We start from the raw sequence: 19,199 nt of genomic DNA, 5'->3' as shown, positions 1-19,199 counted from the left end.
TACACCAGGTAGTTTCGCGAATACTAATTGTAATCTTGTTATTCTCGGAGGTATAGACTCTACGTAGCTTATCTAATCAAGACTTTGACTCAAAGTAGACTTCAGGTTCCTGAATAGCCCGCTTGATATACTTCAGCAGTTTGCCTCCGTGTGAGGCATCTGCTACCCGATGATCAATAGCCACCGATACAGTCATGATGTTGCGAATGACAATCTCATCATTGATCACCACTGGCTTTTTCTTCACTCCACCCAGGACGAACACTAGTGGAACCGTGGAGCTTGGCATCAAGGCTGGATAACCTGTATCTAATCCAATACTCCCAATGTTGGTAAGAATGACCGAACCGAAGCTATTAGGTGAGAGGTTAGTACCTAGAGAAACACCCCAATCGACCACTACTTTTTTGTATAGACTGAAAAACCAACCTCTAAAAGGCCAGGGTAGCACTGCCAATAGATTCTTGGAGGCTTTGTGATGTGACTCCTCCCCTTTTCTAGAATCCGCAATCTCGGTTTTAAGGAACTGCACCAGCTCTTGCAGTGATTTTTCATGTGCTTGTTCCACCTTCACAGAGCCCATCGACCCATCTGCCTGTAGTACACTGATCATTACGTCAATAGAAGGTCTTGGGACGACTCGGCCAAATTTCATGTAGGTATTGAACTGCGGAGTTTCCTCATTCAGACATCTGGCCAAAAGGATGGTGAAAATATGGGTGTAGGTGATTTTCACTCCCTCCTTTCGCTTCATAGCCATAAATCGATCCAGCTCTGTGACATCAATATCGCTCTGTCCAAACAGTTTAGAATCAACGGGTTTTCGGTAGATAGTAGAAGCTACTTTTCGCCAGTTTGTATTCCAATTTATTTGCTGAGACATAATGAACTAGTCCGATACCAAATTATCTGATCTCAATATCACCTGGCAGCCTGGCCTGGATGCCTCTCATTCGCTCCAGTGATTTGATCTTCTCGATGTAAGGAGCCATCACATCGGCTTCTCTGGCAAAGATTCGAGCCTCCGCTTCACTGAGTTCAGTGAGAATCTGGTCAATTAACGGCTTCTGCTCCGGGTAGTACCTCACCGCATAGTCCTCACTGATTCCTGCTTTTTCGGCAGCAATCGCCACCGCATCATCAAAGGATCCCAGTACATCTACCAACCCTCGTTCATAGGCTTGAGAACCTGACCACACACGACCACCTGCATATTGTTTCAATTCTTCCACCTCCATATTTCTACCTTGCGCAGCTTTGGTGGTAAAAGTCTCATATCCATCTTCAACTTGCGATTGGATAATGGCTTTTTCCTGTTCTGTGAGCGGCCTAGTTACTGTCATGATGTCCGAAAACTCACCGGTGCTCACACTTTCATTTGTAATGCCTAACTTATTTTCCAGGAAATCACCCAAGTTAAACATCATTCCAAAAATTCCTATAGAACCTGTTATCGTATTGGCTTGAGCCACAATGGTATCGCACGACATGGAAATAAAGTAGCCACCAGATGCAGCCACATCCGACATGGATGCGATAATCGGTTTCACTCCTTTGGTGAGCATGACCTCTCGCCAGATCATGTCGGAAGCGGTCAGGCTTCCACCAGGAGAATTTACTCTTAACACAATGGCTTTGATCGCACTATTTTCACGCGCTTTTCGAATCTCCCGGGCAAACTGATCTCCACCAATGACTCCTTGGGCCGATCCCATCACGATATCTCCATTGGCCACAATAACGGCAATCTTATTGGATGAATAAGTTGATCCTGGTTTGGTCTTCAAATATTTGGAGTACTTAAGAAAGGTTAGTTCTTCATCCTCGCTAACACCCATTTCTTGTTTGAGTAAACTGATCATCTCATCTTCATAGGCAACTCTAGAAACCAAACCCAGTCGCTCTGCATCTTCAGGAAAGCGTATTTGCATTTGATCGGAAATCCCTTTCAGTTGCTCTAAAGGGATGTCTCTAACTTCCGAAACATTCCTGAGGTATGTATCATGTACTGATGTGATCAACTCAGTTAATTGCAGTCTATTTTCCTCACTCATACTCTTTCTCACAAATGGCTCGATAAAGCTTTTGAACTCCCCTACTCTGAAGATTTGTGGCTCAATGTCCAATTTATCAAACAAGCCTTTGAAGAAGGTGACTCCAGCAGTCAAACCATTGAACTCCAGAGAACCTTCAGGGTTGAGGTAAAGAGAGTCAGCAACCGAGACCAGGTAATAGTCTCCTTCGCTAATGTACTCGCCATATGCGTGAACGAATTTTCCACTAGTCTTGAAGTCTAACAGCGCATCTCTGATTTCCTGAAGAGATGAGTAACCGGCCTGTAAAAATTGTGGCTCGAGATAAATTCCTTTGATACGGCTATCACTCTTCGCTGCTTCTATCGCCGCGATTAAATCCAGCAAACTAATTGGTGCAGGGCCTCCACCCAGGACCTCCTGAATAGGATCGTCGATGGCTTTTTCCACTACCACACCAGACAGATTCAGGTGAAGAATAGAATTTGCTTTAACCTCTGGAACGGTGTCTGCTCCAGCCGCGGCAATGAAAGCGAAAAGGAAGATGAGCCCAATGATGGAAAATATGAATAGCCCTACCAAAGTGGCTAACAGATTGCGAAGAAATGCCATGTGATCTTTTTAAATAATACTAATTTGCAAATCTAATGATACAGGTCATTTAAGACGGTTGTCTGATAGAAATGTTTAAACGCTTTTGATGAAAGGAATTTATTTGCTTTTAGGATCTAATCTGGGGGATCGATTGCAGAACCTTAGGCAGGCAGCCTCCATTTTGGAAGCTCACGAAATGACCATTACCGATTATTCATCCGTTTATGAATCCGCTCCCTGGGGCAACGAGGATCAGCCATGGTTCCTGAACATGGTCTTGAGGATAGATACCATTCACTCATCAGAAAAGCTCCTGGAATGCTGCCTGGATACTGAAATCCAAATGGGCAGAAAGCGACACAAAAAGTGGGGCGAACGCATTATCGACGTGGATATTCTCTATTATGACAACCTCACTCAGGAATCGGATGAGCTCACCATACCGCACCCTGGCATTCCTTTACGCAAATTCACTTTGATGCCATTGGTGGAAATAGCACCGAATGAAATGCATCCTTTGCTAAATCAAACCAATGCTCAATTGCTAGAAATCTGCCCAGATCAGCTAGCCTGTCACCTTTCAGATTCAGAAATTATCTTATGACCATCACCGAAGCATTGATCCTAATAGGCGTAGGGCTCTTTACCGGTGTAATCAACACGCTAGCAGGTGGTGGTTCACTGATCACACTTCCCTTATTCATTTTTATGGGGCTTCCATCTAGTGAAGCCAATGCCACCAATCGAATAGGGGTTTTCCTGCAAAGTCTCGTGGCAGCTGGAGGGTTCAAAAGTAAAGGGGTATCAGTATTTCCTTATGCCTTTTACGTGAGCATCACTGCGGTCATTGGCTGTATTATTGGAGCCTATTTTGCAGTCGATATTCGCGGTGAGTTGTTTAATAAAATCCTGGCTGTGGTCATGCTGGTAGTGATGGTGCTGACCTTAATGAAGCCTTATCTGCAGAAGAAAGGCGCTGAAGAACTCTTCTCCCCGAAAAGTAAATTCTTAAGCATCACCTTGTTCTTTTTCGTTGGACTTTATGGTGGATTTATTCAAGCTGGAGTAGGGTTCCTGATCATCGCTACGCTCACGGGAATTCACGGTCTCAATATGGCCAAGACCAATAGCATCAAATCGTTTGTAATTGTTTGCTACACGCTAGTGGCACTGGGCATATTTTGGTGGGAAGATCAGATTCGATGGGATTACGGGTTGACCCTGGCTGCTGGCAATTCAGCTGGAGGCTGGATTGCCAGCAGGTGGTCTGTAGGCAAAGATGATAAATGGATCCGTCTGATTCTTTTAGTTACGGTTTTCGGTATGGCAATTAAGTTGTGGTTTTTTAGTTGAAAAGCGCTATTGGCTTAACGCATTGATTTCCTGAGCAGACAAAGCTCTCTTATAGAAATACATTTCATCAAGTGCTCCAGTGAAGTTGGAATCAAAAAGGTTATTACTAAAATGGACCCCTCCGATTACTGTTGCCGCTGTAGGCGCATTCTCTAGAATATTTACAGCCAATTGTTTCGAATCCTCCAAAGTGCCGTTTGAATACATTTTCAACATTCCAGCCTCATATGTTATAGCGATATGTTGCCATTGACCGGTTTTAACAACACTTACTGAGTCTTGAAGCGAAGAACTACCATTATTGCAAAGTGTTATCCGATAGCTATTAGGTCGATTATTAATCACCCACATTCTGTTATCTGAGGCAGAGATGTATTTAGACCAAATAGAACCGTCAGTTCCTAAATCACTTTTAACCCAGAAGGCAAAAGTAAAGGCATCATAATCCTTGATATCGAAGATACCATTGACACCTAGGTTTATATAATCATCTACCCCATCAAAAAAGTATGACTCATTTGGGTTGCCATTCCTATCCGCTGTTAGACTTGGGAATAATGAGGAGGTTTGCCCGTCACCAAGGGTCCCGTTTATGCCGTTCCCACTTTCATCATTGGCATTGCCGCTAAACGGATAGTATGCTATTAGACCCTCATCCGAACTAGCATTTATATTGAATGTAATCGTCAGTGGGGTTGTAATATATTCGATAATCTCAGAAGATGTTAATGATTTGTACTGAGTCAAACTATCTCCAAGTGTAAAAGAAAAATCAACTTCGCTATAATCACTCCGCAGTTTCAACACGTTTATAGAATCTCCAAGAACGATCGAATATATCGTATCTTCACCCACTTTGACTTCTAAATCAGTCTGGGCGAATGTTGTAGATGTTCCGTCATTTACCAGAGTACTTACCAGTATTTGAACTGTGGGTACTATGTTGTAGCCTAGTGTCCCATAACCCAAATCCTCTGGATCCACAGAATTTGTATTAATTACTTCTAATTCTACATTACTAACCTCGTCAGCACTTACTTCGAAGCTTTGTGGAAGTGGTGTACTAACAAGATTTGCCAAAAGAGAACCAGACTTTGGTGTTGCATATACTACTTCATTGGAAGCGTTCAATAAAATGAACTTGGTGATTTGATAACTACCAATTTCGAACAATACAGCTTCGGATTCAAATCCATTCATGGAGAGCTCATAGTTATCCAATACAACTTCTCCCTCTGATTCGATTGTAACAATCGCACTGGACACTTCCTCTTCCTGAACTCGTCCGTTAGCATTGTTAGATATTTTAGCTGAAAAAGATAGTGAGCCTTTCGGTGATTCAACTTCACCCTCATTACAGGAACTCATCAATACAGTAAGAGCTAGAAGGCCGTAGAATAGTCTTTTCATTATGCGTGAATTAAGTTTAGTGTTTAGGCACTCGCCTATTTTTTGAAATATGAAATCATTAAAAAATTAGGCGCAATATAAATAATCGATGAATAAAATCTAACTATCTAAATCCATGATAAGAATAGGACTTTCATCAAGAACTTCTGAGATTCTTCAACAATCGCGCTTTCACATAAAATCTGGAATTTGAGGGTGACAACCACCTTTTTCTGCAGATGAGCGTATCAGACTGCTCTATATCTAATGTCTTACTCTTTATGAATTCCATCAGCTGACACGTCAGATTTATTCAGCAGGGTTTGAAGTTCTGTTACCTCAAGTTTTGGTGCAAATTCTGAATGGAAGATATTTCCATTGCTTACTGGTTTCAAATGGAAATCGGAGATGTATTTGGATCGAAGGTTTGGATCTTCTTGATTAACAATAATAAAAAAGTCATCACGGTGCTGGAAGGTCTTTTCCAGTTCTTTATCAGTAATTAATATTTCGTGCATTCTCTCCCCTTCTCTTAATCCGACAACTGTTGTCTCCTGAATATCAGCCGCAATCAATAAATCATGCAATTTGAATGATTTCATTTTTGGGATAAAGATTTCCGCCTTTCTTCCATACATTAAAGCCAATAGAATTATTTCAACGCCCTCTGCGGGGGCAATTGAAAACCGTGTATTATCAGGATTGGTAACTGAAAATAGTTCCTTCGAATGATTACTAATCAAGTCTGATACCGAGCCTCTCGATTTCCAGACGTTGCCAAGTCTAATAATAGAATATTGAGTTTGAGGGTTGCGCTGTGCAAATTCAGCAGTCAACCTCTCACCTGATAGCTTTGTAGCTCCATAGTGACTGGAGGGCAATACTGCCTTATCTGAAGACATGAAAACCACTTTTTCAATCCCTACTTTGGAAGAGACTCTTAAAAGATTCTCTGTACCCAGAATATTGGTCTTTGTAAATTCTGATCCATCAGACTCTCCTCTTGGCACTTGCTTGAGAGCGGCTAAATGAATGACAACATCATGACCTGCAATCGCTTCTTCTAACCGGTCCTTATCACGTACATCTCCAAGCACGCAATTGATCGCTGGGTATTTTCTGGCTAAGATGAATTGTTTGTGTTCATCTCTAGAATATACTGTTATCTTGGTTTTTGGATACTTCTCAGAGAGGTATTTAACTAATGTCACACCAATTGTACCGGTACCTCCAGTGATGAAGATTCGTTTGCTACTCAAAATGCCTAAATGATTATCTGAACCGCTAATAAGTTTCCAAAAATAAGTAAAGCTCCGTGAGCACAGCTGAAAATGATTATAGAAAGTCACTCCCAATCGCTTTTCAGCTTAATTTCTCCGCATTTATGAATAAAATCATGAACTTCACAGCCAATTATGGGAGTAGTCATTAGACAGAGTTTTTGGGTTTCATTTATTATGTACACTGGCGTGATTGTAGGTTACTTCAATACTCTCATTCTCATGCCTAAATTCATGGATTTTGATCAAATTGGGTTGGTAAGGTTAATTCAAAGCAATGCCACTATGTTGATCCCATTATCAGTTTTAGGAATGTCTGGATCAATCATCAAATACTACCCAGCAGTAAAGAATGACCCCTCAGTTAAAGATGCAATCATAACACTTCAAATACTGATTCTGGTTTGCTCTAACTTTATCATTCTCTTGATTTCGACTATTTTCTATTCTGAAATAGCTTCTCTGTTCATTGAAAAATCACCTGCCTATGTTGATTATCTCACCATCACAGTCCTGATATTGGTTTTTCAATCAACTTTTGAATATTTATTCAGCATCGCAAGGTCGGAATTGGACGTCATTTTCCCTTCATTCCTGAAAGAGGTTTTACTTAGAGGTGGTAATATGGTACTTGTAGTAAGTTATGGTTTCAATCTTATCAATTTTACTGATTTCATTTCTGTATTAGCTCTATTATACCTCGTTAACACTGGCATTTTCCTGCTATTTTTATTTATCAAGAAAAAATTACGTTTTAATTTCAAGTTTAATCGATTAAAAGGATCACTTCTGAAGCAGGTTGCTAATTACTCAGGGTATACACTAATGTTGTCAATTGGAGTTTCAATAATCACAAATATCAGCTATGTAATGACCTCCTCTTATTTAGGACTAGAGGCAAATGGCATTTTCACTACGTGCATGTTTATTGGTATTATCATTGAAATGCCTAAGCGCGCAATGAACTTGATAGTCGGTCCATTAATATCAAATTCGTTCAAAAAAAATAATGGAAAAGAAATTGAAAATATTTATCAAAGGGCCAGTCTAAACCTTAGTATCATTGGTTTATTACTCACCATTGGTATAATCACTAATATCAACGACTTCTTCTCCATTGTTCCCAAAGGAGCTCAATTAGCAGATGGTCTATGGGTAGTAATAGCAGTGGCCATTTCCAAGTTATCAGCTATGTTCTTTGGGCCAAGTGGTGAATTACTTATGTATTCGAAACTTAAAAATTTCATGCTTTATTTCATGCTAACAAGTGCTGTACTGATTATCCTTCTCAACTGGCTACTGATTCCGATCTTCGGTCTTAACGGAGCTGCACTTGCTTTTCTAATAACCTCTTTAGCAGATCAGATATTCCGATTCATCCTAATTAGAAGTCAAATGAAAATAAAACTTTTCATTATCAATCATTTAAAGCTTTTCGCAATAGGGGGAATGACAATCTGGATATTTACAATGTTACCAATTCCTTTTACTGAATTTTATGCAATTCCAATTCGTGCGGTATTAACCACCGTTGTCTTTCTGGGTATGGTGTACACTTTCAGTGTTTCCTCTGAGTTCAATCTCACTCTTAAAAAACTAATTCATCGATTTCTGTAAAATGCTGAAGCAAACCCTAGATCAGTCAATTTCCAAATTAATTGAAGTAAACAATGATGATTGGTTCGCTACGTATATTGTCCATCATAAAACAAGGTTCCTTAAAGATCTCGAACTAATTACACGTTTAATTCCTGATAGATCTTCCATGATTGGCGATTATGGTGCTGCACCATTTGCAACCAGTATGGCTTTACATGATTTAGGATACCCAATTGATAGCTATGATATTGCTCCTGAACGATTTGATGATTTTATAGAATTAGGTTTGAATATTCAACAAATAAACCTGGATGATTGGAACAAAGAAGTTGAGTCAAAGTACGATTTCATCATATTGACTGAAGTGTTTGAGCATTTAAGAGGAGACCTTGTAAAATCATTATCTAATTTGAAGAAATCATTAAAACCGAACGGATTGCTCTATCTGACGACTCCAAATTTCAGATCGGTCATGGGTATTTATAAATTTATTTTCAAAGGAATCAGCTATTCAAGCTCCAATGACCTCTATCATGAATGGAATAAAATCCATCAGATTGGTCATATGGGTCATGTGCGAGAATATACCGTGCCAGAATTATCAATCTTTTTTGAGAAATTGGGTTTCGAAATAGTCATGAGAAAGACCTCTCCTGTTCAACTAGGAAAAGGATTGAAAAATCAGATTTTCTTTTTGTTGGAGTATTTAACTAATCCGCTAAAACTCGGATCTGCTGCTAGTTTTGTTTTGCGAAAGCCATGAAAATTTATTTCCATATAGGCTATCCTAAGGCCGGAAGTTCCATGCTTCAGAAATACTTCTTTAATAATCATCCAGAGATCAATTATCTAGGTTCAATTCCCAATGAAAACACTGGAATTGTGACGGAAAAACCAGCGGGCTCACATTACGAAAATTATCCAGAATTAAAACTGTTCATTGATCATCTTGTCTCTGATGCATTCCAGATTGAAAACCCAATTAATCACATCTGGAAGAAACTTGCATCCAAAACCTTGGAAAATGAAAATGTAAGTGTCTTCAGTAGCGAATTTGTTACTAGTACTTTTTTCTGTTTTCCTGATATTGAAGAAAAAATAAATCGGATTCATAGTCTTGGATTTAACGGAGTAATAATCGTTATCCGAAATCAGGTAAAATTGATCAAATCTCAATACCGTGAACACCCCTTTGATCCGGCAAACTTGATTCATGGAAAACCTATAGGGATAGATGAATGGGTGAAAAAATCAAATACTTTACAATACAGTTATTTAGAATCTCTTAAATATGATCGTACAATCGATTTATGTAATAGACTCTTCGGAGAAGAAAATGTAATAGTTCTTACTTTCAAGGATATTACAAAACCGTCCATACAGGGGATTTCGTCAATTACCGAACCTCTTGAGCTTGATAAAGAAAAATCATTTGAACTGCTCAATAATGCTCCCATTGAAAATCGTGGGGTATCATCACATTATAATTTGATTAGAAATTTGAAAAAAAAGATTTTCGGTGAGTTTCCAATATCAAATTATTTACCTGATCCAGTAGTTGACCTAAGTAAAAAAGTTCTTAAGAAAGGAAAAAAAGCCGAATACATACTCAATGATGAAACGGTATCCTTTTTAAATGATTATTTTCACGATTCTAATAAGCAACTAGAAAAGTTAGTGGATATAGATCTCCAAATGCTGAATTACCCACCTCATTTTAGAGAAAAGACATCCAATTGATATAACATTCGTAATCATGAGTTTAGAAAGGCATTATGATAAAACTTTTTTCAATGACCAAACCACCGGTAGTCTAGGCTCTGCCAGGGAAGTGCTTCCATTTGTGTTTAATCTAATCAAACCAGAATCTGTAATCGATTTTGGCTGTGGCAGAGGAACATGGCTTAAAGCAGCCTTAGATATTGGTGTTAAGGAAGCTGTTGGCATAGAAGGTTACTGGGTTAAAAAAGAAGATCTTTTTGACCCAAGAATAGAACTGATTAACACCAACCTTGAAGATGAAATAAAATTAGGTCGAAAATTTGACCTTGCCATTTCGTTAGAAGTTGGAGAACACCTTTCGTACAAGCGAGCAGATAGTTTTATAGGAGATATCACAGAAGCAGCGGATATCGTCCTGTTTAGTGCTGCTTTGCCAGGTCAAGGCGGAGAAAATCATATCAATGAACAACCCGCCAGTTTCTGGGTAGATAAGTTTAAACAAAGAGGGTTCTCTTACATTGATTGTATCCGATCCAGATTTTGGGCTAATGAGAAGGTAGGCCCAGCCTACAGACAGAATTCATTTCTTTTTGTTAAAAACGAGATAAGTATGGATATACCTAAGGAATATGTACTTCCTGCGTCGATGATTGATATTGTGCACCCAATAGTACATGATTGGGCCGTCAAGCGAAAACCAGGTATTTTCGGAACCCTTCATGCAATTAAGAGACTGCCGGGAATGATATTTAGAAAGGTGATTCTCAGGAAAAAGCATTAACGAATGCTAAAAGTAGCATTGATTTTTCCATTCCCGAATATTCCGGAAGATCTAAGTGAACCATGGAAAGGTAATCCTGGAATTGGTGGAACCCAGTTTAATTTCATTTCGCTTCCATATTATTTCATGAGGCATTCAGAGATGAAAATTGAGTGGACCTTACTGACCTTCACACCGCTAAAACTACCAAACGGGATACATCAAAAATTTTGTGATAATGTGGAGCAAATAGAATCAGCAATAAGGCATGGGGGTTTTGATTATGTGATTTGGAGACCAGATATGAAAGATTCATTTATCGACCTGTTGGTCCAGCTCAATCAGAAATGTATTGCGTGGGTTCATAATATCCCAAGTCCAACAACACTCCGAAAACTGGCAAACTCCGAAATAGTAAAATCAGTGATATTCGTAGGTCATGAGGCTCTAGATCTCATTCGAGATCATCCTGTGATTAACAAATCTAACATCATTTACAACGGCTTTGATTCTTCTCCATATTTGCCTTTATCTCAAATAAAAAAGGATGTTAATTCCGTCGTTTACCTTGGAAGCTTACACCCAGCTAAGTGCTTTCATCTTTTAGCTCAGGCTTGGCCTCAGATTCTTAAAAAGAATCCAAATGCCAAACTCACGGTCATTGGCTCGGGTGCTCTATATGATCGTAAGAGTGAATTAGGGCCATTCGGTTTAGCTGAAAAATCCTACGAAAAACTATTTTCAGATCCATTATTGGACAAGAATGGGGTGATTCATTCTTCCGTTCACTTTGCAGGTCTTCTTGGACATGAAAAAATTCCAATTATGCAAAAAGCTTCCGTTGGCGTTATCAATCCCCATGGTAAAAGCGAAATATGCCCGGGAAGTGCCATAGAGTTTCAGGCTTGTAGAACTCCGGTAGTGGCAGGTGCGCGTTATGGCAACCTTGATACCGTAAAAAATAAGAAAACTGGTTTTCTTGTAGGTTCTAATAAGGAACTGATTGCCAAGATTCTTCACTTGCTTGACAATCCTGAACTAGTGTTGAGTATGGGGAATTCTGGAACCCGGTTTGTAGAAGAAAAATTCTCACAAGAGAAAACAGTTAATGCATGGACTAAACTTTTTCAGGATCTCACCTTCGATAAATCATTCAAAGTACAACCAATGAAATCAAATTGGCTTTATAATTTTAAGTTCGTTTTCGAAATCCTAAGAATTATTAAATTCAGGTTTCATTTACTGAAAAAGTTGCCATCCTTGTATGAGATAAGAGAACGACAGAAAGGTAACAATTGATTACATGCCAAAAATCTCCATCATTACGGTAGTTTACAACGGTGAAGGCGTTTTACAACCCACCGTAGAAAGTGTAATCGATCAGGACTATAAAGACTATGAATACCTTATTATCGATGGTAAAAGTACAGATAGCACGCTGGACATTATTTCAAAGTTTGAAGCTGGTATCACTTCTTATATCTCAGAACCAGACCAAGGTGTATATGACGCAATGAACAAGGGACTTGAACTTGCTTCTGGTCAATACATCCTGTTCTTAAATGCAGGAGATGAATTAGCCAGCCCGTCTACTTTAGCGTCTCTTTTTGATCACGAACAAAAGCCGGACCTCATATATGGAGAAACACTCATAATGAACCCAGAAAAAAGAGTAATTGGGACTCGCACACAACTCACTAGCAGAAAGCTACCGACTCATTTGACAAAGAATGATTTTCTAAACGGTCAGGTAGTCAGTCATCAATCGTTTATCCCCAGGCTGGAATTATGTCCTAAATATGATCTTCGATATCAGTGCAGCTCAGATATAGATTGGATGCTGAAAATTGTAGATCAATGCCAGAGTATCGTCAAATCGGATCAACCCATTTCCAAGTATTTACAAGGTGGAATTTCTGATGTTCAGCTAAAAACCTGTTGGAAAGAACGCTTTATCATTCTTCTTAGGCACTTCAGTTATTGGAAGGTATGTCTGGTTCACATCAAATTCATCTGGCGATTCTTACTCATTGGTGCGTACAAAAAGTAATTATCACTTTCTAAAATTACCAAGCAATTTTCGATAAGCGGAAAGGTGCTGTTCCACAATGATGTCTTCCGAATAAGTGTCTAAAATCTTTTGGCGAGCATTATTTGCGTAAGTTCTGAGGTTGTCTTGTTGAAGTAGGTAAGCAATTCCTTCGGCAAGATCTTTAGCATTTCCATTTTCAGCGATATAACCCGTTACCTTATGGGTTATCATATCTACCACTCCTCCAGATTTGAAGGCTACTACTGGTAGACCGCAACTTTGGGCCTCCATTACTGTATTAGGCAAATTGTCCTGAACAGAAGACAACACGAACAAATCAGCGAGATTATAAATTTCATTTAGGTACCTCAGATCTGAAACTTGCCCGAATGAAGTACACTCAATGCTCTGGAGAAATTCCTGATTGATTTTACCGAAAGTTAGGAGATGAAGATTAGGAAAACGTTCAATTAACTCTTCTAAGGCTAACTTAAGAAATTTGAAACCCTTGCGATCGTCACCAAAGTCCACCGCTCCAATAAGCAGGTAATGTTTGTTCGCTGGAAGTTGGAATTTCTTTCTAAGGTCAGTTTTATTCAATGGACAGAACAATTCAGTATCAATTGGGGTACTTAAGGTATCCACCTCATAGTGGTGAAATATGGTGCTATCACTTGCGCAGTTAGCTATCCAGGAGCTTGTCCCTACTAGTTTGAACGCTACATCACCAGACCAGGCCTCCATCTTTTTGGCATGAACCTGTTTAGCCAACTCAGGGCGCTTGAGATAAAAGCAACTATCGCAATGTTGTTTATACATAGTGCACCCCAGAGCGTAATGGCATCCTCCAGTAAATGCCCACATATCGTGCATTGTCCAAATCACTGGCTTGATTCTTGACAGCTCCTTGATTTGCTGGATAGTTAAGAACCCGAAACTAATCCAATGTAAATGAATGACATCTGCTTTTTGTATCATTGGATTATTAAGCAAATTTGGTCCTGTTACTCCTGTTGAAAATCGATACAAATTCTTATTCATTCGGATGGAGAAAAGTACAGTAAGACGCTCCAGAATGAAATAAAACCATTTTTTAAGGAAGCCTATTGGCTGGCTATTGAAGAGGAAACGACTCTCGATTCCATCGAAAGCATGCAGTACTCCCAATTCCACATCCACACCTTGCTTTCTTAATGCCTGATACAAGCGTTTTGAGCAAACTGCTGCGCCTCCATAATTACCGAAAGTACTTAACAACAATACCTTCATCTTACCCCAAAAATATTCAGCTGAGTATCCATTCCCGTTGGACTAATTTTCCACTTCTTTAAAAGTGGCATTTTCTGTTCACTTGCTTGCTCAATGTAATATCTAAAACCTGCCTTTTCAACAATTTGTAGGATCTCGGACACTCGCTGCTCCTGTCCTGCAAATGTATGGATCTCAACAAACAACCGATCCACATGACTTAAGTCATCCTGGCAATCTCGCAACACTTCAAATTCAGCCCCTTCAATATCCATTTTCAATAGATCAATTTGATCGTATTGCCCAAGGACCTCTTTTAATCGAACACTCGGAATAACTTCTCCATGATCCGATGCATGGGCCCCATCAGCGTGATCCAATTCCATTTTTAGGCCATCATTGTGACTCCATACCGCCTTATGAAGTAGGTTTACATCCTCCAGGTGCCCCGTATTAGTAGACAACACCTCGTAGACATTTGGATCAGCCTCAAAGCAATGAATTTTTGATTTTGGATAAAGCCATTTGAAAAACAAAACGGAGGTCCCAACATTCCCGCCACAATCTATGATAACTGGTTGATCATAATCAACCATGAATTGGTAAGACTTACGAAAAAAAATATCATAATACTGCCATAAGAAAGACCAACTATCAACAAACGTAAACTGTTTATTGAGCAACTTAAGCGTTCTGCTCTGATGTCTTGGGATGTTGCCGTACTGGGCACATAGCTTCAGGAAAGTCCTTCCTTCAGTATCTTTCAGATAATGAAATGGCTCTTTTAACAGCACCTTTAGTCCGTAATTCATCGACCAATAGATTTTAAATTGAGGATGACAAGGTTAATCAATTTTCTAATTACTGTTAAACCAAAAAAACGCTGCAGGGAACGTACCAGCTCTTCATGAACTTCAGGTCGATCAGGGTATTCAATACTTTGGGAGTCATAGACGACATTTGAATACTTGATCGATTTTGGGCTATGTGTTCCACTCCCATCATTTCCAATATTCTCAACCAGATTATATTTAGGAAAAAGACAATACTTGTTCATTTTATAATGATAATATGCCCACCTTATTGCCCAAGAGTCGTTTAATCCAAGCTTCCATTTTACAAGCATGGGCACCAAATCATTTCCACCGGAATTAAACTTTTTCTTCTGATCTGAATTTTTGATAAACTCCTGATAATCCTTCACGTCCCAGTCCACTTCATCCCACCTATCTGACCAGGTGCCCCAGCCCCATGATGACGCACGGGGTAACATGAAAAAGTCAGGCCATTCGTCCGGTACAGAAAAGGGATATCGATACCCTGACACAGATCCGATTTGAGTATTTGATTGGTAACGATCCAGGAGATTATTCATGACTGTGAGGAACGAACTGCTTAAATACAAGTCATCCTCCAGGACAATGACTGCCTGATGCTTGGAAAGGACCGTATTAACTCCAGAAATGACATTTCGCGACAACCCGTAGTTTCTTGGCCGCTCGCAAATTTCCACCCTTTGAAAACCTTCAATGTTATTAAGAAAACTACGAACCTCCTCAACTGCTTGCTGATCATGTAATCCTTGGTATCCATCCGAGAACACATAGAGATCCGAAGAATTCGCAAGTTCATTGGTTAAAAGGGAGTTGATGGTCCGTTTTAAATGATGCAGCCTATTGTAAGTGAATAATGCAATTGGATGACAATTTTGCATTTAGGCTTTTCCTTTAGCGAATTCTGACCAGAAAAATAGTCCCACAAAACCAAGCACCAATAAATAGGAAAATATAACGACATACTTACCCCCTGTACTGCTGAACGGTTCATACTTAAACACAATTTCATGAGCTCCGGCAGGAACCTCCATTCCACGCAGCACATAATTCACACGAGCATAATCTACTTCATTGCCATCCAGGTAGGCATTCCATCCTGGAGCATAATAGATTTCAGAAAAGACCACAAATTGTGGCTCTGCTGATTGGAAATTATAAATCAGCTCCTCGGGGTGAAACTTGGTAAGTTCCACATTCCCCTCAGCAGAATAAGTTTGATCCCCATAAGATGAAAACCTACTTGCATCAATTATCGCCTCTTCAGCAGGGGCAATTGATCCAAGTCGCTCGTATTCCTGATCGGCTCCCTGCACCATCGATACTTCCCCAACCAACCAGGCGTTTCCAAGGGCCCCATTATTTCGTTGAGCTGATGGCCCATTTTGGCCTTTCACGATATAATACTTGGTATTCAGCATGTTTAAAACTGGCTGAGTCATGTTTCGAATGTATTGATCGATTACCTCGTTATAGCGTTGCATTTTAATCGCACTATAACCCAGGATTGAGTAGTGATGATAGGGTGTGATACCATCACTGAACGGATTAGAAGAGGATAAATTTAAAACCCGATAGTATCCATCATCCTGGCTAATCTGCATGTTGGCTTTGGTTGGTTGAAAAACTTGTTGAAACATCCTTCTTTGTGTTTGAAAGTCATCCTCTCCCACATAGCGTTTGTCCACGGTCCATAAATCAACCAACACGAGCAGCCCGATTCCAACCAGCACATATTGAACCTTCAATATCTCTTTGAAATACATCCATAATGCGCCACCTAGTAAGACGGTAAATATCAACCCTCGAATGATGCTACTATCATACAATACTTTTCGGTCTGCTTGTAACGCATTGACCAGCCAATCCGGAAATCCGTAAGCCCCGTCATTATTGCCTTGAAAATCAAAAAAAGCATTTTTAAATAGCAGAAAAAAGACTCCAATTATCAATACTGCACCAACAGCTTGTAGGACTTTCTTGTCTTTTTTATCACCTTTCCCGGAGGTAGCTAATAACTTATCCAATGCCATAAAAGCCATGAACGGTACGATCAGCTGAGCGATACTTAGGATCATCGTGACGGATCTGAATTTATTATACAGAGGCACGTAGTAAAAGAAGATATCTGTAAACCATTCCAGGTTTTTGCCCATAGCTAGCAATAGGGACAATGCGATCAGCGTGATTCCCCAGTATTTAATCTCCGCCTGCAGAAAAAACAAACTACAGATGAACAAGAAACATACAGTAATACCAAAATAGATCGGCCCTCCAGTGAACGGTTGATCCCCCCAGTACAGCGGGGCATTTGAGGTAACACTGGTAATGGTACCCTGATCTACGCCTCGAGAAGAAAGGGCTTTATATACCTCAGAATCCTGATCCAGCTGCTCGCTTGAAGCACCACCATGAAAATATGGAAACATCAACGTAAACGTCTCCATTTTACCACTACTCCAACTAAGGGCATAATCTTTACTCAACCCATCATTACTAACGTTCTCATCCTTTTGAGTGAGGTCACTGCCCCCTCGAGTGGAATAGTCGGCATATTCTAGCGTGGAGTAGAGCTTAGTGAAATTACAACCTATCGCAATAATGGTACTAATAGCTAATACCCCTGAAGCCTTCAGAAATAAATTCCAATTCCCGGACTGATAGGTTCTTATTACAACCACAATAAGATATGCCAATACAATAATCAACAAATAGTAGGTAATCTGAATGTGTCCATAATACAACTGAAACCCAGCTGAAATCAAAGTAATAAGTCCTCCTTTCAACAACTCACCTTTGTAAGCCACTATCACTCCTGCCAGTACTGGAGCCATAAATGCCATAGCAATCACCTTGTTGTCATGCCCTACCTCCACACTGATGATGTTGAAACTAGCAAACGCATAAGCCATGGCGCCGATGGCTGACACCCATTTAGACGCACCATTTACGAGCATCAGAACGTAAAAACCCAGAAACATCGCAAACACCATCATCACCGGCTTAGGGAACAATCCGTAAAAGAATAACCCATTTAGATAACCAAACAGATTATATTCAGAGGACATGATCAAGGGGACACCAGAAAACTCTCTTGGATTCCAATGAATCTGCTCTCCTTGCTCTCTATACTCACTCACTTCCTTGTTCACACCAGTTAATTGAACATTATCACTTTGTACCAGCGTCTTGCCCGAGTAAAGTGGCGCGAAGAAAACACTGATGATAACGAAAACGATGGCAATGGGAATTAAATGATAAAGGCTCTGTTTGTTAATTTTCATAGATTCTGTGCTTGCAATAAGACTAGTTCGTCACAAATGTATACTATTTCTTTTTCTGTCAATTCGGGAAAACAAGGTAATGACAGTACCGATTGACAAAGGGTGTTGGATTGTGTAAAATGATGGGCTGCAGTGTCTATAAACTCATAATGAATGGCTGTTCGAATTCCTGATTTTTCTAAGTGCGATCGCAATGCATCTCGATCTGACACGCTAATCACACACTGATGGTGAACAGAACCATCACTCTTAACTATTCCCTCACCTTTCAGCGCTGATTCGTATGTCGACGCAATTTCTTTTCTTCTCGCATTCCACTGATCCAAATAACCAAGTTTCACTCGTAATACAGCCGCTTGAATCTCATCCAATCGGGAGTTTCGTCCATCGAAGAGAAATTTACCGGAGCCATCTCTTCCATAATCCCGAAGCATCCGAATTTGATCAGCTAAATTCTTATCATTGGTAACCACCGCTCCTCCATCGCCAAAGCATCCAAGGTTCTTTGTAGGATAAAAACTAAAAATGGCTGCATCCCCAAAAGTACCCACTTTTTGCCCTTCCACTTCTGCTCCATGCGCCTGAGCACAGTCTTCAATCAAATACAGCTGATGCTTATCACAGATATTTCGTAAAGTCGTGATATCACAAGGATTCCCATAAAGGTGAATAGGCATAACAGCTTTTGTCTGATCAGTGATGGCATCTTGAACTAATCGAACATCGATGTTGCCTGTACTGATTTCAACGTCCACAAAAACGGGTTTCGCCCTTGCTCTGCGGACAGCATGCGCTCCCGATACCCAGCCAAAAGCAGGCAAAATCACTTCATCTCCCCTCCCAATCCCTAGCGCCTCAAGCACCAATTCAAGCGCATCTGTACCATTGGCGCATGTAATGCAATGAGCTACTGAAAGATAAGATGCAAACTCCTGCTCGAACTTTGAAACTTCCTCTCCGAGTATAAAATTTCCATTACCTAACACCCGATTGATGGCCTCATCCAACTCCGGCTTCAAATTCTGAATTTGCCTTTTTAGATCAAAAAATGGAATCTGCATTTTGGGTGGGA

The 19,199-nt window shown here is 40.0% G+C and carries 17 protein-coding genes; 8 read left to right on the top strand and 9 right to left on the bottom strand.

What is annotated here, in order from left to right; genetic code table 11:
* Nucleotides 1-76: 76 nt before the first annotated feature.
* Nucleotides 77-883: a 2-oxo acid dehydrogenase subunit E2 gene (locus ACO067_RS20895; RefSeq protein WP_421877833.1), complete on the bottom strand. Its 807-nt coding sequence runs from the start codon at nucleotides 881-883 to the stop codon at nucleotides 77-79.
* Nucleotides 884-905: 22 nt separating this feature from the next.
* Nucleotides 906-2,645, bottom strand: a complete 1,740-nt coding sequence (gene sppA / locus ACO067_RS20890) for a signal peptide peptidase SppA (protein ID WP_421877831.1) — start codon at nucleotides 2,643-2,645, stop codon at nucleotides 906-908.
* A gap of 88 nt (nucleotides 2,646-2,733) precedes the next feature.
* Between sppA and folK the strand changes: the two genes are divergently transcribed.
* Both folK and ACO067_RS20880 read left to right on the top strand, forming a co-directional pair.
* Nucleotides 2,734-3,231 (top strand): 2-amino-4-hydroxy-6-hydroxymethyldihydropteridine diphosphokinase, encoded by a 498-nt coding sequence (folK, locus tag ACO067_RS20885; protein WP_421877829.1) that lies wholly within the window; start codon nucleotides 2,734-2,736, stop codon nucleotides 3,229-3,231.
* The gene (locus tag ACO067_RS20880) at nucleotides 3,228-3,980 is read left to right on the top strand and encodes a sulfite exporter TauE/SafE family protein (protein ID WP_421877827.1); all 753 of its coding nucleotides are present in this window, start codon (nucleotides 3,228-3,230) and stop codon (nucleotides 3,978-3,980) included. Before folK ends, ACO067_RS20880 begins: the two co-directional genes overlap by 4 nt.
* Before the next feature lie 6 nt (nucleotides 3,981-3,986).
* On the opposite strand, the gene ACO067_RS20875 is transcribed toward ACO067_RS20880, so the two are convergent.
* Nucleotides 3,987-5,390: a LamG domain-containing protein gene (locus tag ACO067_RS20875; RefSeq protein ID WP_421877825.1), complete on the bottom strand. Its 1,404-nt coding sequence runs from the start codon at nucleotides 5,388-5,390 to the stop codon at nucleotides 3,987-3,989.
* A gap of 251 nt (nucleotides 5,391-5,641) precedes the next feature.
* Entirely contained in the window at nucleotides 5,642-6,718 is a 1,077-nt protein-coding gene (locus ACO067_RS20870; RefSeq protein WP_421878332.1) for a polysaccharide biosynthesis protein, read from the bottom strand.
* 165 nt (nucleotides 6,719-6,883) lie between these two features.
* Between ACO067_RS20870 and ACO067_RS20865 the strand changes: the two genes are divergently transcribed.
* From ACO067_RS20865 to ACO067_RS20840, 6 genes are all read left to right on the top strand, one after another.
* Nucleotides 6,884-8,266: a lipopolysaccharide biosynthesis protein gene (locus tag ACO067_RS20865; RefSeq protein WP_421877823.1), complete on the top strand. Its 1,383-nt coding sequence runs from the start codon at nucleotides 6,884-6,886 to the stop codon at nucleotides 8,264-8,266.
* A gap of 1 nt (nucleotide 8,267) precedes the next feature.
* Nucleotides 8,268-9,011: a class I SAM-dependent methyltransferase gene (locus ACO067_RS20860; RefSeq protein WP_421877821.1), complete on the top strand. Its 744-nt coding sequence runs from the start codon at nucleotides 8,268-8,270 to the stop codon at nucleotides 9,009-9,011.
* A complete protein-coding gene (locus tag ACO067_RS20855; RefSeq protein ID WP_421877819.1) occupies nucleotides 9,008-9,988 on the top strand; it encodes a hypothetical protein in 981 nt (326 codons plus the stop codon). Before ACO067_RS20860 ends, ACO067_RS20855 begins: the two co-directional genes overlap by 4 nt.
* Nucleotides 9,989-10,004: 16 nt before the next feature.
* Entirely contained in the window at nucleotides 10,005-10,751 is a 747-nt protein-coding gene (locus tag ACO067_RS20850; protein WP_421877817.1) for a methyltransferase domain-containing protein, read from the top strand.
* 141 nt (nucleotides 10,752-10,892) lie between these two features.
* Nucleotides 10,893-12,029 (top strand): glycosyltransferase family 4 protein, encoded by a 1,137-nt coding sequence (locus tag ACO067_RS20845; protein WP_421877815.1) that lies wholly within the window; start codon nucleotides 10,893-10,895, stop codon nucleotides 12,027-12,029.
* Between the two features lie 4 nt (nucleotides 12,030-12,033).
* A complete protein-coding gene (locus tag ACO067_RS20840) occupies nucleotides 12,034-12,780 on the top strand; it encodes a glycosyltransferase family 2 protein (protein ID WP_421877813.1) in 747 nt (248 codons plus the stop codon).
* A gap of 3 nt (nucleotides 12,781-12,783) precedes the next feature.
* On the opposite strand, the gene ACO067_RS20835 is transcribed toward ACO067_RS20840, so the two are convergent.
* From ACO067_RS20835 to ACO067_RS20815, 5 genes are read right to left on the bottom strand one after another with little or no spacing between them, the layout of a single operon-like run.
* Nucleotides 12,784-14,031, bottom strand: coding sequence for a glycosyltransferase (locus tag ACO067_RS20835; RefSeq protein WP_421877811.1), 1,248 nt, complete (start codon nucleotides 14,029-14,031; stop codon nucleotides 12,784-12,786).
* Nucleotides 14,028-14,822 carry an FkbM family methyltransferase gene (locus ACO067_RS20830; RefSeq protein ID WP_421877809.1) on the bottom strand — a complete coding sequence of 265 codons (795 nt, stop codon included), beginning with the start codon at nucleotides 14,820-14,822 and terminating at the stop codon, nucleotides 14,028-14,030. The genes ACO067_RS20835 and ACO067_RS20830 overlap by 4 nt, the downstream gene beginning before the upstream one ends.
* Nucleotides 14,819-15,724, bottom strand: a complete 906-nt coding sequence (locus ACO067_RS20825; RefSeq protein WP_421877807.1) for a glycosyltransferase — start codon at nucleotides 15,722-15,724, stop codon at nucleotides 14,819-14,821. The genes ACO067_RS20830 and ACO067_RS20825 overlap by 4 nt, the downstream gene beginning before the upstream one ends.
* Nucleotides 15,725-18,127 carry a YfhO family protein gene (locus ACO067_RS20820; RefSeq protein WP_421877805.1) on the bottom strand — a complete coding sequence of 801 codons (2,403 nt, stop codon included), beginning with the start codon at nucleotides 18,125-18,127 and terminating at the stop codon, nucleotides 15,725-15,727.
* Nucleotides 18,124-19,188 carry a DegT/DnrJ/EryC1/StrS family aminotransferase gene (locus tag ACO067_RS20815; RefSeq protein ID WP_421877803.1) on the bottom strand — a complete coding sequence of 355 codons (1,065 nt, stop codon included), beginning with the start codon at nucleotides 19,186-19,188 and terminating at the stop codon, nucleotides 18,124-18,126. Before ACO067_RS20815 ends, ACO067_RS20820 begins: the two co-directional genes overlap by 4 nt.
* Nucleotides 19,189-19,199 lie beyond the last annotated feature (11 nt).

The sequence above is a fragment of the Marinoscillum sp. genome (assembly GCF_965229915.1).
Classification (GTDB): Bacteria; Bacteroidota; Bacteroidia; order Cytophagales; family Cyclobacteriaceae; genus Marinoscillum.
Note: the sequence above shows the minus strand (reverse complement) of the source record. Positions and strands in the feature narration are given on the sequence as shown.

What these genes read in the sequence shown, in the direction of transcription:
- ACO067_RS20840 (WP_421877813.1), top strand. Translation starts at nt 12,034, where the DNA reads ATGCCAAAAATCTCCATCATTACGGTAGTTTACAACGGTGAAGGCGTT.
- sppA (WP_421877831.1), bottom strand. Translation starts at nt 2,645, where the DNA reads ATGGCATTTCTTCGCAATCTGTTAGCCACTTTGGTAGGGCTATTCATA.
- ACO067_RS20855 (WP_421877819.1), top strand. Translation starts at nt 9,008, where the DNA reads ATGAAAATTTATTTCCATATAGGCTATCCTAAGGCCGGAAGTTCCATG.
- folK (WP_421877829.1), top strand. Translation starts at nt 2,734, where the DNA reads ATGAAAGGAATTTATTTGCTTTTAGGATCTAATCTGGGGGATCGATTG.
- ACO067_RS20880 (WP_421877827.1), top strand. Translation starts at nt 3,228, where the DNA reads ATGACCATCACCGAAGCATTGATCCTAATAGGCGTAGGGCTCTTTACC.
- ACO067_RS20830 (WP_421877809.1), bottom strand. Translation starts at nt 14,822, where the DNA reads ATGAATTACGGACTAAAGGTGCTGTTAAAAGAGCCATTTCATTATCTG.
- ACO067_RS20820 (WP_421877805.1), bottom strand. Translation starts at nt 18,127, where the DNA reads ATGAAAATTAACAAACAGAGCCTTTATCATTTAATTCCCATTGCCATC.
- ACO067_RS20875 (WP_421877825.1), bottom strand. Translation starts at nt 5,390, where the DNA reads ATGAAAAGACTATTCTACGGCCTTCTAGCTCTTACTGTATTGATGAGT.
- ACO067_RS20815 (WP_421877803.1), bottom strand. Translation starts at nt 19,188, where the DNA reads ATGCAGATTCCATTTTTTGATCTAAAAAGGCAAATTCAGAATTTGAAG.
- ACO067_RS20865 (WP_421877823.1), top strand. Translation starts at nt 6,884, where the DNA reads ATGGATTTTGATCAAATTGGGTTGGTAAGGTTAATTCAAAGCAATGCC.
- ACO067_RS20895 (WP_421877833.1), bottom strand. Translation starts at nt 883, where the DNA reads ATGTCTCAGCAAATAAATTGGAATACAAACTGGCGAAAAGTAGCTTCT.
- ACO067_RS20850 (WP_421877817.1), top strand. Translation starts at nt 10,005, where the DNA reads ATGAGTTTAGAAAGGCATTATGATAAAACTTTTTTCAATGACCAAACC.
- ACO067_RS20845 (WP_421877815.1), top strand. Translation starts at nt 10,893, where the DNA reads ATGAAAATTGAGTGGACCTTACTGACCTTCACACCGCTAAAACTACCA.
- ACO067_RS20860 (WP_421877821.1), top strand. Translation starts at nt 8,268, where the DNA reads ATGCTGAAGCAAACCCTAGATCAGTCAATTTCCAAATTAATTGAAGTA.
- ACO067_RS20835 (WP_421877811.1), bottom strand. Translation starts at nt 14,031, where the DNA reads ATGAAGGTATTGTTGTTAAGTACTTTCGGTAATTATGGAGGCGCAGCA.
- ACO067_RS20825 (WP_421877807.1), bottom strand. Translation starts at nt 15,724, where the DNA reads ATGCAAAATTGTCATCCAATTGCATTATTCACTTACAATAGGCTGCAT.